14 protein-coding genes and 1 pseudogene are annotated in these 15,034 nt (G+C 65.0%); 4 read left to right on the top strand and 11 right to left on the bottom strand.

The features are described from left to right. On the top strand, positions 1-1,554 hold a 1,554-nt coding region (locus ABIC90_RS26930), incomplete at its 5' end, for an amino acid adenylation domain-containing protein (protein WP_436318250.1). Positions 1,555-1,758: 204 nt separating this feature from the next. Here ABIC90_RS26930 and ABIC90_RS26925 read toward each other — a convergent pair. From ABIC90_RS26925 to panD, 4 genes are all read right to left on the bottom strand, one after another. Further along, the gene (locus tag ABIC90_RS26925; RefSeq protein ID WP_354359728.1) at positions 1,759-2,352 is read right to left on the bottom strand and encodes a hypothetical protein; all 594 of its coding nucleotides are present in this window, start codon (positions 2,350-2,352) and stop codon (positions 1,759-1,761) included. A 39-nt stretch (positions 2,353-2,391) separates the two neighbouring features. Next, positions 2,392-3,702 carry a PLP-dependent aminotransferase family protein gene (locus tag ABIC90_RS26920; protein ID WP_354359726.1) on the bottom strand — a complete coding sequence of 437 codons (1,311 nt, stop codon included), beginning with the start codon at positions 3,700-3,702 and terminating at the stop codon, positions 2,392-2,394. A gap of 17 nt (positions 3,703-3,719) precedes the next feature. Beyond that, positions 3,720-4,253: a VOC family protein gene (locus tag ABIC90_RS26915; protein WP_354359725.1), complete on the bottom strand. Its 534-nt coding sequence runs from the start codon at positions 4,251-4,253 to the stop codon at positions 3,720-3,722. 287 nt (positions 4,254-4,540) lie between these two features. Beyond that, the gene (gene panD / locus ABIC90_RS26910; RefSeq protein WP_354359724.1) at positions 4,541-4,921 is read right to left on the bottom strand and encodes an aspartate 1-decarboxylase; all 381 of its coding nucleotides are present in this window, start codon (positions 4,919-4,921) and stop codon (positions 4,541-4,543) included. An 80-nt stretch (positions 4,922-5,001) separates the two neighbouring features. On the opposite strand from panD, the gene ABIC90_RS26905 reads away from it, so the two are divergent. Next, positions 5,002-5,973: an aspartyl/asparaginyl beta-hydroxylase domain-containing protein gene (locus tag ABIC90_RS26905; protein ID WP_354359723.1), complete on the top strand. Its 972-nt coding sequence runs from the start codon at positions 5,002-5,004 to the stop codon at positions 5,971-5,973. Positions 5,974-6,405: 432 nt separating this feature from the next. On the opposite strand, the gene ABIC90_RS26900 is transcribed toward ABIC90_RS26905, so the two are convergent. Genes ABIC90_RS26900 through ABIC90_RS26880 form a run of 5 tightly spaced genes read right to left on the bottom strand, consistent with a single transcriptional unit; the run spans position 6,406 to position 11,231 of the window. Next, positions 6,406-7,230, bottom strand: a complete 825-nt coding sequence (locus ABIC90_RS26900; RefSeq protein WP_354359722.1) for a carbohydrate ABC transporter permease — start codon at positions 7,228-7,230, stop codon at positions 6,406-6,408. Beyond that, the gene (locus ABIC90_RS26895) at positions 7,227-8,102 is read right to left on the bottom strand and encodes a carbohydrate ABC transporter permease (protein WP_354359721.1); all 876 of its coding nucleotides are present in this window, start codon (positions 8,100-8,102) and stop codon (positions 7,227-7,229) included. Before ABIC90_RS26895 ends, ABIC90_RS26900 begins: the two co-directional genes overlap by 4 nt. A 27-nt stretch (positions 8,103-8,129) precedes the next feature. Beyond that, entirely contained in the window at positions 8,130-9,461 is a 1,332-nt protein-coding gene (locus ABIC90_RS26890) for an ABC transporter substrate-binding protein (protein WP_354359719.1), read from the bottom strand. A 29-nt stretch (positions 9,462-9,490) separates the two neighbouring features. Continuing rightward, positions 9,491-10,585 (bottom strand): ABC transporter ATP-binding protein, encoded by a 1,095-nt coding sequence (locus tag ABIC90_RS26885; RefSeq protein WP_354359717.1) that lies wholly within the window; start codon positions 10,583-10,585, stop codon positions 9,491-9,493. 28 nt (positions 10,586-10,613) lie between these two features. After that, on the bottom strand, positions 10,614-11,231 hold the full coding sequence (locus ABIC90_RS26880) for a cytochrome b561 domain-containing protein (protein ID WP_354359715.1): 618 nt from the start codon (positions 11,229-11,231) through the stop codon (positions 10,614-10,616). A gap of 448 nt (positions 11,232-11,679) precedes the next feature. On the opposite strand from ABIC90_RS26880, the gene ABIC90_RS26875 reads away from it, so the two are divergent. Beyond that, the gene (locus ABIC90_RS26875; RefSeq protein ID WP_354359730.1) at positions 11,680-12,690 is read left to right on the top strand and encodes a LacI family DNA-binding transcriptional regulator; all 1,011 of its coding nucleotides are present in this window, start codon (positions 11,680-11,682) and stop codon (positions 12,688-12,690) included. Positions 12,691-12,708: 18 nt separating this feature from the next. On the opposite strand, the gene ABIC90_RS26870 is transcribed toward ABIC90_RS26875, so the two are convergent. Both ABIC90_RS26870 and ABIC90_RS26865 read right to left on the bottom strand, forming a co-directional pair. Continuing rightward, positions 12,709-13,791, bottom strand: a complete 1,083-nt coding sequence (locus tag ABIC90_RS26870) for an L-idonate 5-dehydrogenase (RefSeq protein ID WP_354359713.1) — start codon at positions 13,789-13,791, stop codon at positions 12,709-12,711. Positions 13,792-13,809: 18 nt separating this feature from the next. Further along, complete coding sequence (locus ABIC90_RS26865; RefSeq protein WP_354359711.1) at positions 13,810-14,763, bottom strand: 2-hydroxyacid dehydrogenase; 954 nt, start codon at positions 14,761-14,763, stop codon at positions 13,810-13,812. 170 nt (positions 14,764-14,933) lie between these two features. Between ABIC90_RS26865 and ABIC90_RS26860 the strand changes: the two are divergent. Further along, positions 14,934-15,034: pseudogene (locus ABIC90_RS26860) on the top strand (gluconate 5-dehydrogenase); the annotation flags it as partial.

Genomic DNA, 15,034 nt, shown 5'->3' with positions numbered 1-15,034 from the left:
TGCAAGCCGGTGGTGCTGCTCACCGAGGCTGGCTGCGCCGGCGCGCTGGCGCTGCCCGCCGATCTGCCGGTGTGCCGGCTGGACGATCCGGCCGCGCCCTGGCTTGCGCTGCCAGGCACGGCGCCTGCGGTGGCGGGCTTGACGCCCGGGCACCTGGCCTACGTCATCTACACCTCCGGCTCCACCGGTCAGCCCAAGGGCGTGATGGTCGAGCACGCGCACGTGGTGCGCCTGTTGTACGCCACGCCCGGCTTCGACTTCAACGCCGCGGATGTCTGGACGCTGTTCCACTCCTTCGCCTTCGACTTCTCGGTCTGGGAGACCTGGGGCGCGCTGCTGTGCGGCGCCCGCCTGGTCGTGGTGCCGGCCCTGACAGCACGCTCGCCGTCGGAGTTCTACGAACTGCTGTGCAACCAGGGCGTGACGGTGCTCAACCAGACGCCCAGCGCCTTCCGCCAGCTGATGGCCGCCCAGCAGCAAAGCCCCCTGCAGCACCAGCTGCGCCTGGTGATCTTCGGCGGCGAGGCGCTTGAGCCCTCGACGCTTGCGCCTTGGTACGCGCACAACGGCGAGCGCACCAGGCTGGTCAACATGTACGGCATCACCGAGACGACCGTGCACGTGACGGAGCTCGCGCTGGCCCCCGAGGATGCGCAGCACGCGGGCGTGAGCCCGATCGGCGTGCCGCTGGCGGATCTGTGCGTCTACGTGCTCGACGCGTTCGGCCAGCCCCAGCCCCTGGGGGTGGCCGGCGAGATGGTGGTCGCCGGCGCGGGTGTCACACGCGGCTACCTGAACCGCCCCGATCTCACCGCCGAGCGCTTCGTGCCCGATCCGTTCGGCGCGCCGGGCTCGCGCATGTACAGAAGCGGCGACCTGGCGCGCTGGCGCATCGGCCACGATGGCGATGGCACGCTGGAGTACCTGGGGCGCAACGACCACCAGGTCAAGGTGCGGGGGTTCCGGATCGAGCTGGGCGAGATCGAGGCGGCGCTGTCAGCTTGCCCGGGCGTGCGCGAGGCCGTCGTGCTGGCACGTGGCGAGGGCGCCGACAAGCAGCTGGTGGCCTACGTCACGGGTGAAGACGTACAGGCAGTGGTCCTGCGCGAGCAGCTGGCCAGCCGGCTGCCCGAGTACATGGTGCCAGCGGCCTACGTGCAGCTCGAGGCGCTGCCGCTCACGCCCAACGGCAAGCTGGACCGCCGCGCGCTGCCCGCGCCGGGCGATGCGGCCTACGGCACCCGCGAGTTCGAGCCGCCGCAAGGGGCCATTGAGGAGGCCCTCGCTGAAATCTGGCAGGAGCTGCTCGGGCGCGAGCGCATCGGCCGCGCCGACGACTTCTTCGCCCTGGGCGGGCACTCGCTGCTGGCGGTTCAGCTCATCTCGCGCATGCACGCCGTGTTCGGCGCCGAAGTCTCTGTGCGCCAGCTCTTCGACGCCCCCCAGTTCGCTGCGCTCGCACGCCGTATCCGCATGAACAAGCTGCTCGCCCTGCAGAGCGCTGCCGACGGCTTGGCAGCGCCGCCGTCACACGAAATGGTGGTCAAGTTGTAGGCGGGGTCGATGTTCGTGTTGAAGCCGCCTTCGGCCCCCGAAGGCGGCGCCATCTACCAGCCTGCTCTTGCGCGTAACGCCGGGGCCCGAGCCCGCGCTGCGTCGTACACCTGCAGCAGATCCTCCGCACACGCGTGCATGGAAGGGAGGAGCAGGGAGGCGACCATGCGGAATGGCCGATCCGACTTCCGCGCAATGCGAGCTCTATGCCAATTCGACCCGCTGGAGTCCTGCCTCGGAGGAACTGAGCAAATAGGGATCCAGGTCAATCTCCAGGACACGTTCACCGAAGGTATGGCGGACGATGGCGCACAGATCACCGTAGCGCAGATGGCAAGAGACGTGGTGCGCCATGGGACCGGAACCGCCCAGGGAAATATCGACAACGGTGTTCTCCAGTGCAGGAGCCCGATGCACGATGAGCCGCTCAACCATGTCCATGGTGCGCAGCAGAGGGAAGGGCGTGCAGGTTCCCGACTCCATGCCTTCCGGGCACCGGTTCATGCGGAACGCCCGCGCCCGCTTGCGCGACAGAGAACAAGTTTGCGTCAGAAGCGATACGGCATCCAGCCGATATCCCAACTCCGGAAGAACAATACCGACGAAGCAGCTTGCGTCCGCGAGGTACAGCGCTTTCACGATTCGATGTTGCGGCCAGCCGAGCAAGTCAGCCTTTTCAACGCAAGTGGAGGTGGCCTGCGGATGACGCCAGGCGCTGATGCCGATTCCCAGGGCGCGGCAAGCCGCCGTCACGTAGCCTTGCTCCGGATGCAGCACCCGGTCCAGTGGCACTTGCACGGGACGAGCCTGCGACGCTCTCGCCAGGGCAGCCTGCATTCAGCCGAACGCCGATTGCGTCCACCTTGCCAGCCGATCGACTCCCTCTGTCGCTTCGCTGGGTGTGACATAGCTGAAAGAAAGGCGGATCTGCCGCGAGGGCAAGGCATCGAGCCGGAAGTAGCTCATCGGCGTCCAGGTGACGCCATAGCGACTTGCACAGGCAAGCAGGTCATCATTGCCGATCGGGCGTGGCATTGTGATGGCGAGGAAGAATCCACCACTTGGGTGGCCCCAGGAGATTGCGCGGTGGCCCTCCGGGTCACGCGGGATGCGGGCTTCGAGCGCGGCCAACATGGCGTCGCGGCTGGCCTGGATGGCCCGCACCCGGGGCTGCACGAACTCGCGCAGAGTGCAGTCATGTGCCAGCAGCAGGCCGCCTACGAGCGCCTGCATGATCGGTGAGGTGTTCACCGTCAACAGGCTTTTGGCCTTGGACATCTCGTCGGCCAAAGTGCAGGTTTGTCCGTTGGCCCGTACGACAGTCTGGTCTGCGACGACGAAGCCCAAGCGAAGCCCGGGGAATATGCTTTTGGCAAAGCTGCCGAGATACACGACGCGCTCGCCGCCAGGCATCGACTTCAGCGGCGGCAGCGGCTTCCCGTCGTAGCAGAAGTAGCTGTAGGCACCGTCCTCGATCACGATCAGGTCGAGGTCGGCGGCTGCTTGCAAGAGCCGCGCTCGCTCCTGCATGCTCAGCGTGAGGCCAGTCGGGTTTGCGTGATCGCTGCAGATATAGAGCACCCGTGCGCGGAGATCGCGGCGGGCCAGCTCTGCAACGGTGTTGCCAAGGGCGTCGAGATCCACGCCGGTCGTCGAGCAGGGCACACCCGCGACCCGGACGCCGAGCAGCTTGGCGGCACCAGAAATGCCGATGTAGGCCGGATCGATGGTGAGGGCGACGTCGTTCGGGCCGCCACACAGCGTGCTCAGGCACAGGCACATGCCCTCCTGCGCTCCCACCGTCACGACGATGTCCGACTCGCCAGCGACGATGTTGTCATCGCGCTGCAGCAGGCGCGCGATCAGGGAGCCAATGATGCCGTTGGTGCGCCCGTACTGTCCCAGGGCATCGATACCGTGACGATCGGCCCTGTGCAACGGCCGCAGGTCGGCTTCGCGAATGAACCGCTCGATGTATGGCAAGGCGGCGGCCAGTTCGAAATGCTGCTCCTGCGGTCGCCCCGGCGCAAACGAAATGGCCTGCGGAAAGCGCATCGCCACTTCGTTGAGGAAGTTCATTACTTCCAGTCCGGGATCGGCGAGCGCCGGATTCAGTCGTTCGGCGCGCAGTTCCAGAGCGATGGGCAAGGGCTTGCTCCTCAGTGTCAGAAGATCTGGCGCTGCTCGAGGGAGCGGAACAGGCGGCTGACGTTCTCGTCGGAGAATCCGGTGTAGCCGTTGCGCCGCTCGATGAGCTCGATCATCAAACCTGTGACCGGATCGCGCAGAGAAAAAATCTGCGAGAGATTCTCGCCATCGAGCTTGGGCGTGCTGAACGTCATGCCGCGGGATTCGAGCGTGGTGGCTGCCTGCGCGACGTCCTGCACCCGAAGCGCGATGTGCTGCACTCCCGGCCCGTGGTGCGCGACGAACTGGGTGACCTGCGATTCGCTGCTTGTGCCCTGCACCAGAACAACGACGAAGCCGCCGAGCTTCAGCACCGCGCTCTTCATGCCGGAGAATTTTCCCTGGGTCTCGCGCTCTTCCAAGAGCACGCAACCGAGCTTCCCGACTGCCCATTCGACGGCACCAGCAAGATCGGCGACGGCAACCGCCACGTGGTCGATGCCGAGCACGTTCTCTCCCAGCAGTGCGGCGGGCGAGATGCCTTGAAGGGGTGGAGGCTGAACGACGCTCATGGAATCTCCGAACGAAAGCGGACCAGCCACTTTGCCTGCCCAGCCCGAAGGCGTATGGACCGCGCGCGCCGGAGACTTGCCTGCAGGCGACTTGTGGTTCACGTTCGGGTGTCGCACTCCAGGGTGCCGGTGTGCGGAGCCAGGCCTCTGTCGTGCGAGCAATGGCGATGAGGCGGATGCCCTTCGTGCAACTTCATTTGCATGCACGAATGGCACGCGCTGCGCACCCTCGAAGGGAAGGTGCCCACACGGCGGCGCTCAACGGCGACGCCACCATCCCACAAACTCTAGAGCTGCTGCGTCGGCACGAACGTGCGCGCATCGATCTGCCGATTCGCCTCGTCCACAAACACCAGCTGCGGCTTGTGCCCCGCGAGCTGGTCCTCATGCACCTGGGCAAAGGAAGCGATGATGACGAGGTCGCCGACCGCGGCCCGTCGCGCGGCCGAACCGTTCACCGAAATCATGCCGGTGCCGCGCTGGCCCTTGATGGCGTAGGTGATGAAGCGCTCGCCGTTGTTGATGTTCCAGATATGGACTTGCTCGTTCTCGGCAATGTTCGCCGCTTCAAGCAGGTTCTCGTCGATGGCGCAGGAGCCTTCGTAATGCAACTCGCAATGCGTCACGGCAACGCGGTGAATCTTGGATTTCAGCAGGGTGCGAAACATGGTTGCAGGCCTTCTCTGTCTCAACGAAGCCTCGATTGTGGCAGCGTGGGAGAGTGATGCACCGGTGTTTCGCGGACCAGATGTTCGATGACGCGCTCGAGCACCGCGATGGCACTTTTGGGCAAGGATGCTTCCGATGCTGCGCTGGTGAAAAGATCATAATTTTTGATATGACTATGCGCAAAGAGCTGTATGAACGGGCGGAGCTGATTGCCAGCAAGTTCCCTCCTCAGACAATGGTCCGGTTCAGGCGTTTTATCAAGGGAATGGACCATATCTATTCGACATACCCGGGCCTGACGCGTTCCGCCTTCTATGACGCCAGTGATTCTTCCGCGCTCACCGAATGGGCTCGGCTTCTTGAAAGCTCATATCCTCTTGTTCGCGGGGAGCTGGAGGCTTTCTTGCAGCACGAGGAGCGCCGCGTTCACTTCAACAAGTACCGCTATCGGGAACGCAGCGCAGGAGAGGCTGACGCGCTGGAAAAAAATGAATGGTCACAGCTCTTGTTTCTGGATCGCGATACTTTCAATGAAGAGATTTGCGACTACTTTCCGGAAACAAAGAAGCTTATTCAATGTTTGAAGCCAGCGTTGGCGCCTTTTGGTCAGGTCGAGCTTCTTGCGCTGGCTCCTGGTGGCGCCGTCCTTCCCCATACGGACGTGACCAATCGCCAGATTACTGCGCACCTGGGCCTCATCGTCCCCGAGAAATGCGGGATCAAGGTAGGGGGCAAGACGGGCTCATGGCAAGAGGGAAAGGTCTTGTTCTTTGATCACATGTTCCCGCATGAAGTATGGAACTACAGCGAGCGGCATCGATTCGTCCTCGTTATCAATTTCACTCACCCTGAACTCACTCTTGAAGAGTGCAAGGCTCTTGTTGAATTGGAGAGAGCGGCGGAAATTTTCTTCATGTCGTACCAGCCGACAAGATGGGAGCACGTTCAGTTTACTTTGCGAAGTTTCTACTTGATGGTGGCCAGAGTAGCCAGGTGGACCATTCCTCGAATGTTCGCCAGGCTGAACAATCGCTACCTCAAATGGAGATAGATGCCACACTGGTCCGCGACGCACGCTTGATCGGCGTTGCCTGCCACGCAGGATCGCTTGCCGGCGTTGCCTAGCCATCCATTCGCGCAGCGAAAGCGGGTACGAATGATTGAGTTGCATCGCCAGAGCCTGGCTGCTGCCTCGCGCATTTGCCACTCGCATCACGCTCTAGCCTTACCGTGTCACAAAAGTAGCTTTACGCTTGCCCTTCCGCAACAGGGGTGCTGCCCGAGACGCACGATCAGCTGATGGCGCAGGGTCGTGATCGACGTCGCCACGTGGCGTTGCACGCGCAGGGCTACTGCGGGGATGTCGTCCTCGGGAAGGGCAGACCCCCGGCGTGCAACGCTGACACAGAGCCAAGGTGGTTAGAAAGAAAGCCGGGAGAAAGCTTGCGGGATTTCCGCGCGACGGGGTGCGTGCTGCTTCGCCTCAGCCTTTCACCGCACCGGCGGTCAGGCCCGTGATGATTTGCCTCGCGGCAATGAAGGTGAAGATCAGCGGCGGTATCGCGATAAGGCTCCCCATCGCCATCACCTTGCCCCAGTCCACTCCCATGTCGGTGACGAAGAGCGACGCGGCCACCGGCAGCGTGCGGGTCTGCCGGTCGGTGAGCACCAGCGCCAGGATGAACTCGTTCCAGGCAATGCGAAAAGTGAAGATCGATGCCGCGGCCAAGCCCGGCCCCATCAGCGGCAGCAGGACCTTGGTGAAGACGCGGATCGGTCCGCAGCCGTCGATGGCGGCCGCCTCTTCGAGCTCGACCGGAACCTGCAGCACGAAGCCATAGAGCAGCCAGATGGTGAACGGCAGGTTCACCGCCACGTACAGCAGGATCAGCCCCCACAGGCTGTTGACCAGTTGCCATTGGCTCCAGATCATGAACACCGGAATTGCCATCACCGCCAGCGGCACGGTTCGCAGCAGCAACGTGGCGTAACCCACGGCGACGCGCCCCGGAAAGCGAAAGCGCGCGAGCCCGTAGGCCGCCATGCAGCCCAGCAGCAGCGTGATGGCGGTGGAGATCGTGCCGACGAACAGGCTGTTGCCGAGGTAGCGGCCCAGGTTGTCTTCGGTGAGCACCGCGCGGTAGTTCTCCAGCGTGGGCATGAAGAGGAAGTTCAGAGGCTCCGCAAAAATCTGCACCTGCTGGCGCAGGCTGGTGGCAAAGATCAGCGCGATGGGCGCCACGCACAGCAGTGCGAGCAAGGTGAGCATCGCGTAGTGCGCAAAGACCAGGTACGGCGGGCGCTTCATCGCTCGTCCTTCATCGGATTGGAAAGGCGCAGCGCGCCCCAGGACAACACCGCCACCACCGCCAGCAGCAGCACCGACACTGCGGCAGCCACCCCCAACTGCTGGCCGACGAAGGCCGTCTTGTAGATGTGCAGCGACAGGATCTCGGTGCTGTCGCCCGGTCCGCCGAAGGTCAGCACATAGATCACCTCCAGCACGCGGAAGGCGTCGATGAGCCGCATCATCAGCGTGATGGCGATGACGTTCATGACCATCGGCAGCTTGACGCGGAAGGTCATCTGCCACCAGCGCGCGCCGTCGATGCGCGAGGCTTCGATCACCGCACCGTCGACGTTCGCGAGCGCCGCCACCATCATGATGAAGACGAAGGGCGTCCACTGCCAGATGTCGGCCACGACGATGGCCATGAAGGCCAGCGTCGGGTCGGCCAGCCAGCCCTTGGGCGCCACGCCGATGAGTCCGAGCAATGCATTGAGCAGGCCGAACTGCGCATCGAAGATGTAGCGCCACGCCAGGCCCACCGCGATGGGGGCGATCATCATCGGCAGGATGAACAGCGTGCGAAAGAACGCGGTTCCGCGCACGGGGTGCTCCAGCGCCAGCGCCAGCGCGATGCCCAGCACCATCTCCGCCCCGACGCAGACCACGGCGAACATCAGCGTGGTCCATAGCGACGACCACACGCGCGGATTGGAGAACGCAGAGACGAAATTGCCCCAGCCGACCCAGCGCGCTTCGGACCAGGGCGTACCCATGCTCCAGTCGAAAAAGCCGAGCTGAATGGCAGTGACGACCGGATAGAGACAGGCTGCCGCCATGACGAGCACGGCGGGGCCTACGTAGAAGGCGGGAAGCCAGGCGGATCTGCGCATTGCAAACTTCGGTGCGGCTCCAGGGCCTCAGACCGCGTAGCCCGACTCGCGCATGATCTGCGTGACCGGAGCCACCAGTTCGTCGAGCGCGGCCTGGGCGGTCTTCTTGCCGATCAGCGCCTCGGAGATGCCAACGCCCAGCGCCTGCACATTGATCTTGTCCCAGGCCGGGATGATCGGGCGCCAGTCGGGATTGGAGTATTTGAGCGCCTCGCGAAAGACGATGTACTCAGGGTACTGGCGCACGAGGTCGGCATCGAGCATCGTTGAATTGCGGCTGGGCACGCCGCCCGCGCGCGCGACGGCCTTGTCCTGGGCCTTCGAGGTGAGCCACTGCATCAAAAGGAAGCCCGCGTCGCCGTTCTTTGCATTTCTGGGAATTGCAAGGCCCAGCCCGCCGGACTGCGACGAGCGCCGCGTGCCCGCGGGGTGCAGCGCCCAACTGACCTTGCCCGCGACGCGACTGCGGGCCGGGTCGTTGACCTGGCCCGAGAGCAATGTCGAGTCGAGGTACATCGAAGCCTGGCCTTGCAGGAACGCGGTGTTGCTCTCTCCCTGTCCGTAGCCCGGAATGCCGGCCGGGCCGGTCGCCACCACCTCCTGCAGGAACTTGAGCGCGGCCACGCCGGCAGGGTCGTTGAAGCGCGGCTTCCACTTGTCGTCGAAGACCGCGCCGCCCATCGGGTTGAGATGCAGCAGCCACGCATGCACGCACTGGTGCCCGGCCTGCCCGCGCGAAGCGAGCGCGCCGATGCCTTCCTTGTCCTTGAGCAGGCGCAGCAATTTTGCGAACTGCTCGTAGTTCTCCGGAGGCTGCAGTCCGTGTTTGGCGAAGATGTCGCGCCGGTAGGCCAACACCGAGGTTTCGGCGCCATAGGGCAGGCCGTAGAGGTTGGCGCCGGTGCCGGGCAGGTAGCCCTTCGGGCCGCCGACCAGGCCGAGGTTCTCCAGATAGATGGGAATGATGTCCTTGATGTCGTAGGCGGGGTCCGCGAGCGCAGCGTTGTCCAGGTACGGCTGCAGCGGCCGGATCAGGTTTTTAGCAACGTACTCGCCCTTCCACATCACGACGTAGCTCACCAGGTCGTAGTCGCCTTGGGGCTTGGCCATTTCCAAAAGTTGCTTGTCCTTCAGGCGCGCCATGGCGAGCTTGTCGATCTCCACCTTGATGCCGGTCTCCCGCGTGAATTCGGGCAGCAGCTTGGCCATCGCGTCGTAGTGCGGATGGGAGGGCACGTTGACGGTCACTGTCTGACCCGCGTACTTGGCATGGCGGTTTTGCGCAATGGCACCGCTGAACGGCAGGCCTGCGCCGAACACGGTGATGGCTGCGCCCTTTAAGACATCTCTGCGTTGCATGAACCTCTCCTTGAAAAAAAGAAAAACTGTCAGGGCCGCAGCGATTGACCGCTGGCCGCGTCGAACACGTGCATGTCTTCTGGATCGGCCGTGAAGGCCACTGCGGCGTGCAGCAAGCTGTGTGCGTCTCCCTGCACCGTGGCTGTAATGCGAGCGCTGCCGGGTGCGGCGAGATGGCCGACCACCTGGCTCTCGGTGCCCAGGTACTCGACCACGTCGACCCGGAGGTTCAGCGGCCCGACGCCTGTGGCGATGCGCAGCGACTGCGGGCGGATTCCCACCACGAGCGGCCGGTCCTCGGCCTGGACGCGTGCGCGCAGCCAGCCGGGTGCGGGGAGTTCGAAGCCGTCGCCACGCAGCAGGCCGTTTCCCGCCGGCTGGTCGGCAAAGCGCACCGGCAGCAGGTTCATGCCGGGCATGCCGATGAAGGCGGCGACGAACAGCGTCGCGGGGCGATTGAACACCTCGCCGGGTGTGCCGACCTGCTGGATGCGGCCCTTGTCGAAGATGACGATGCGGTCTGCCAGCGTCATCGCCTCGACCTGGTCGTGGGTGACATACACCGTGGTCTTGGCCAGTCGTTCGTGCAACAAAGCCAGTTCGGCACGCATGTGTCCGCGCAATTTGGCATCAAGGTTTGACAACGGCTCATCGAACAGAAACACCTTGGGCTCGCGCACGATGGCGCGCCCGATGGCCACGCGCTGGCGTTGCCCGCCCGAGAGTTCTTTGGGCCTGCGACTGAGCAGGTGCTCTATGTTCAGCACCTTGGCGGCGGCGGCCACCTTGGCTTTGACTTCGGCGACCGGCCGCCCCGCCAGGCTGAGCGCAAAGCTCATGTTCTGCGCCACGTCCATGTGCGGATAAAGGGCGTAGTTCTGGAACACCATGGCGATGTCCCTCGACATCGGGGGCAACTCGGTGACGTCGCGTCCGCCGATGCGGATCTGTCCTTCGCTCACCGTCTCCAGGCCCGCCACCATGCGCAGCGTGGTGCTCTTGCCGCAGCCCGATTCGCCCAGCAGCACGACGAACTCTCCCTCGCGCACAGCGAGATCGAGTTGCTCCACGACGGTGACGTCTCCGAACCGCTTGGCAACGTTGTTCAATTCCAGACCGGCCACAAGCACTCTCCCGTGATGACTTTTGGATTCAATGAAATGGCCGACGCACGCCCCATCCGACCGGAGGCATCCGATTGCCCGGATGAATGGCATCGGGCCCCCAGATCGCCTGGTAGGTATCGATGCAGCATCCGCGTCTCTGCAGCGCCACGAACGCGCCGCCCAGCGCCATCCACCAGAGGCAAAGAACAATCGGCATCCAGCGCGGCGCATCGGCCACCACCAGGCCTAGCGCGGTGACGGCGATGGCGGCCACCAGCGAGAGCCACCCCAGCGTCTTGTGGACCCGCTCGAACACAAGGCGCCAGGGCGTCATGTCGTAGTGGTCGCCGCGCATCTCCCGGTCGGTGGGCCCGCCCTTGGTTCCGCGCAGCAGCGCACCCACCACTTGCGCCCACCCCGCCAGGCACAACGCCCAGCCGGCCGCGGCATGAATGCGCGCAAGCCCGCCGGCGCCCTGGGCGCCGAGCCAGGCCACGGCGACCCCCACTGTCATTGCCAGAACCCCGCTGCATTGAAGCAGCCGATGCGCATGCCACCAGAAGGGGTTGTCCAGCGCACGCGGCCAATCCTGCGAGGGCAGCACCTTGCAGAAGCGCGCCAGCAACGCGCCCAACGGGAGCAGCACCCCCCAGCTCAACACCATGAGCCGCGCATGCCAATAGGCCCAAGGCGCAAGCTCATGAACCGCGGAACCGCTGAGCGGGGCAAGCAACCACTCGGTCACGATCTATTTGCCCCACACCCACTTCTCCTTGGCGAAGGCGCGGTTGAGTTCGTCGACGATCTGCCAGCCCTGCACGTGCAGATGGATTGGAATTGCAGCAGGGGCGCGTTCATTGGCATGTCGCTCCGATGGTCATGCCGCAGTCTGGCATTGGATGTGGTACCGGTAACCTAGGCTTTTCCCGCACTCAAAGAAATACGCTTGGTATTTAGAATTTTTACAACACGAGTCGATTTCGGCATGCGCTGAAAAACCAATAAAAAAGTTATCTGTATCAAGCAGTCCTCGCGTATCTTCGAGGCCGCATTCCAGAGAGAGCCACTTGCCCGTGAAAAAAAAACCTGCGCTTCTTTCCCGCCCGGCCACGATGGCCGACGTGGCCGCGCGCGTGGGCGTCTCCAAGATGACCGTCTCGCGGGCGCTCAACCGCAGCACGGGCAGCGACCGGGTGACCTCCGAGGCGCTGCGCCAGCGCATCCTGCAGGCCTGCGAGGAGATGGGCTACGTCATCGACCAGACGGCGCGCACCTTCTCCAGCAAGCGCTCGGGCTTCGTGGCGGTGCTGATTCCGTCACTGAACAACTCCAATTTTTCCGAAACCGCGCAGGGCATCACCGCAGCGGTGGAAGCGCGCGGCCTGCAGCTGCTGCTGGGCTACACCGACTACCGCGTGGAGAACGAAGAACGCCTGCTGCGCGCGATGCTCGCGCGCCGGCCCGAAGGCGTGATCCTCACCGGCGGCGTCCACACGCCCGCCGCGCGTGCGATGCTGCAAGCGGCTGGCGTACCGGTGGTCGAGACCTGGGACCTGCCCGACAAACCGGTGGAGCACACGGTCGGCTTCTCCAATGCGGAGGCGGCCGGCGCCATGGTGCGGCACCTGCACGGCCAGGGCTACAGGCGCATCGCCTTCATCGGCGGCACCTCGAACCGCGACACGCGCGGTGCCGACCGGCAGCGCGGCTATGCACAGGCGATCCGCGAGCTGGGCCTGCCCGACGGGCGCGTGATCAGCTTCGGCCAGCCGCCGATCTCGATGGCGCAGGGCGGCGAAGCGGTGGCGCAACTGATCCGGCAGTGGCCCGACGTGGACGCAGTGCTGTGCGTGTCCGACCTCTCGGCGTTCGGCGCCTTGATGGAATGCCAGCGCCGAGGCTGGAATGTGCCGGGCCGCATCGCGATCGCGGGCTTCGGCGACTTCGAGGTGGCGCGCGCCTGCCACCCGCGCATCACCACCGTGGCCGTGGATTGCGTGGGCCTGGGCAAGGCGGCCGGCGAGTTGCTGCTGCGCGTGATGGATGGCACCGTCGACGGCCATCGCCCGCCACCGGAGACGGTGATGATCCCCTTCCAGATCACCCAGCGCGAGAGTTCCTGAGGCCGCTCCCGGGCAAGCTCAGGCGGTCGCCTCGACCCTGGCAACGTCGCCGACGTCCGCGAAATCGATCAGCACCTTCATCGCCTGCCGACGGTCGCTGGCCAGCTCGAAGGCCTCGCGCGCCTGCAGCATCGGGAAGGTATGGGACACCACCGGCGACAGATCCACCCGCCCTTCGTTGATGAGCCGCACCGCCAGCGCGAACTCGGCATGGAAGCGGAACGAGCCGCAAATGCTCAGTTCCTTGGCCACCACCATGTTCTGCGGAATGCTCACATCGCCGCCCAGGCCCAGTTGCACGACGATGCCGCGCGGGCGCATCACCTCCAGCCCGTCGCGCAGGGCGCGCTCGTTGCCCGAGCATTCGAGCATCACATCGAAAGTGCCCTTGTCGGCCGAGTAGCGCGAGACCCAGGTCTTGTCCTGCGCGACGTTGACGGTGCTGTCGGCGCCGATGGCGCGCGCAATCGCGAGCGGTTCGTCGACCACATCGGTCGCCACGATCTCGGCCGCGCCGTGCACACGCGCCGCCGCAATCGCCAGCACCCCGATGGGGCCGCAGCCCGACACCAGCACGCGCTTGCCCAGCAATGAACCCGCCCGCGACACCGCATGCAGCCCCACCGAAAACGGCTCGGCGAGCGCGGCCAGGCGCAGCGGCACATGGTCGGCCACCTTCACGCATTGCGTGGCCTCGCACAGCAGCATGTTGCGAAAGGCGCCCTGCACGTGCGGCGTGCGCATCGCGCTGCCGTAGAAGCGCATCTCCAGGCACTGGTTGGGCAGGCCTTCCAGGCAGAACTTGCAGGCGCCGCAGGGCCGGCTGGGGTTGACGGCCACCTTGTCGCCGATGCGCACGCTCTCCACGCCCGGCGCCACCGCGACCACGGTGCCCGCCACTTCATGGCCCAGCACCATCGGCTCCTTGATGCGCACCGTGCCGAAGCCGCCGTTGTGAAAGTAGTGCAGGTCGGAGCCGCAGATGCCGCCCATGCCGACCTTCACCAGCACCTGGCCCGGGCCGATCTCGCCGGCGTCTTGTTCATCGAGGCGCAGGTCGTCCGGGGCGTGGATGACAAGGCACATGCAACGCATACGCATGATGAGGTTCTTCTTTCTTCAGGCTACGGGAGTGATGAGCGGCAGGCCCGCGAAATGCGCCTGCAGGTTGCGGCGCACCAGATCGCCCATGGCGCGGCGCGTCGCTTCGGTGCCGCTGCCATGGTGGGGATGCAGCACCACGTTGTCCAGCGCCGCGAAGCGCGGGTCGATGCGCGGCTCGTTCTGGAACACATCGAGCGCCGCGCCGGCAATGGCTTTGTCCTTAAGCGCCTGCAGCAGCGCGTCCTCGTCCACCGTGGTGCCGCGCGAGACATTCACGAGCCAGCCGCGCGGACCGAGTGCGCTCAGCACTTGCGCATCGACGATGCCCCGCGTGGCCTCGCCGCCGGGCAGGATGACGATGAGCACGTCGCACCAGTCGGCCATGGCCGGCAGGCTGGCGAAGTGGCGGTGCGGGCTGTCGGCCTTCGGCGTGCGGCTGAAATATCCCAGCTCGACATCGAAGCCCGACAGTCGACGCGCGATGGCGCTGCCGATTCGCCCGAAGCCCGCGATGCCGATGCGCTGGCCGAAGACGCGCGTGGTCAGCGGCATGCCGCCGTTGGCCCAGGCGCCGCTGCGCACGAAGGCGTCGCCGGCCGGAATGCGCCGTTGCAATGCGAGCGTGAGGCCCACGGCCAGATCGGCCACGTCGCCGTTGAGCACGTCGGGTGTGTTGGTGACGCGGATGCCGCGTGCGCGGCAGGCTGCCAGGTCGATGCCGTCGGTGCCCACGCCGTAGCAGGCGATCAACTCCAAGGCGGGCAGGGCGGCGATGAGCTCGGCGTTCGCGCCCAGTTCGCCGCGTGTGGCCACCGCGCGGATGTGCGGCGCGTGCTCGGCGATGAAAGCCTGCCGGTCGGGTGCCTCCCACAGGCGGTGCAGGGTGTACTGGGACTGCATGGGGGTCATGTCCCATTCCGGGTAGGGGCCGGGCATCAGCACATGCGGGGATGTAGGGGCAGCGGTCAAACGGTTCTCCTGCGAGGTGCGATCAACAAATAAGGTACCGGTAACTTTAATCGCTAGCGGGAAAAGCCGCAACCCGGGCTTCACCTTGTTGACCGTTGGATAAGATACCGGTAACTTAACTGAGTTGCCGCACCGGCAGCCCGAATCCGCGTCCACCCAAGGAGCTTCTCTTGAAACTGTTCGATCTGTCAGGGCGCATTGCCCTCATCACCGGCTCCAGCAAAGGCATCGGCTTTGCTCTGGCTTCGGCCCTCGGCGCGGCCGGCGCGCG

The organism is Variovorax boronicumulans, assembly GCF_040544675.1.
Classification (GTDB): Bacteria; Pseudomonadota; Gammaproteobacteria; order Burkholderiales; family Burkholderiaceae_C; genus Variovorax; species Variovorax boronicumulans_D.
The sequence above is the reverse complement of the archived record's forward strand: the minus strand, read 5'-3'. Positions and strand labels throughout refer to the sequence as shown.

What these genes read in the sequence shown, in the direction of transcription:
- ABIC90_RS26895 (WP_354359721.1), bottom strand. Translation starts at nt 8,102, where the DNA reads ATGCGCAGATCCGCCTGGCTTCCCGCCTTCTACGTAGGCCCCGCCGTG.
- panD (WP_354359724.1), bottom strand. Translation starts at nt 4,921, where the DNA reads ATGTTTCGCACCCTGCTGAAATCCAAGATTCACCGCGTTGCCGTGACG.
- ABIC90_RS26870 (WP_354359713.1), bottom strand. Translation starts at nt 13,791, where the DNA reads ATGCGTATGCGTTGCATGTGCCTTGTCATCCACGCCCCGGACGACCTG.
- ABIC90_RS26890 (WP_354359719.1), bottom strand. Translation starts at nt 9,461, where the DNA reads ATGCAACGCAGAGATGTCTTAAAGGGCGCAGCCATCACCGTGTTCGGC.
- ABIC90_RS26875 (WP_354359730.1), top strand. Translation starts at nt 11,680, where the DNA reads ATGGCCGACGTGGCCGCGCGCGTGGGCGTCTCCAAGATGACCGTCTCG.
- ABIC90_RS26915 (WP_354359725.1), bottom strand. Translation starts at nt 4,253, where the DNA reads ATGAGCGTCGTTCAGCCTCCACCCCTTCAAGGCATCTCGCCCGCCGCA.
- ABIC90_RS26905 (WP_354359723.1), top strand. Translation starts at nt 5,002, where the DNA reads ATGTTCGATGACGCGCTCGAGCACCGCGATGGCACTTTTGGGCAAGGA.
- ABIC90_RS26880 (WP_354359715.1), bottom strand. Translation starts at nt 11,231, where the DNA reads ATGGTGTTGAGCTGGGGGGTGCTGCTCCCGTTGGGCGCGTTGCTGGCG.
- ABIC90_RS26900 (WP_354359722.1), bottom strand. Translation starts at nt 7,230, where the DNA reads ATGAAGCGCCCGCCGTACCTGGTCTTTGCGCACTACGCGATGCTCACC.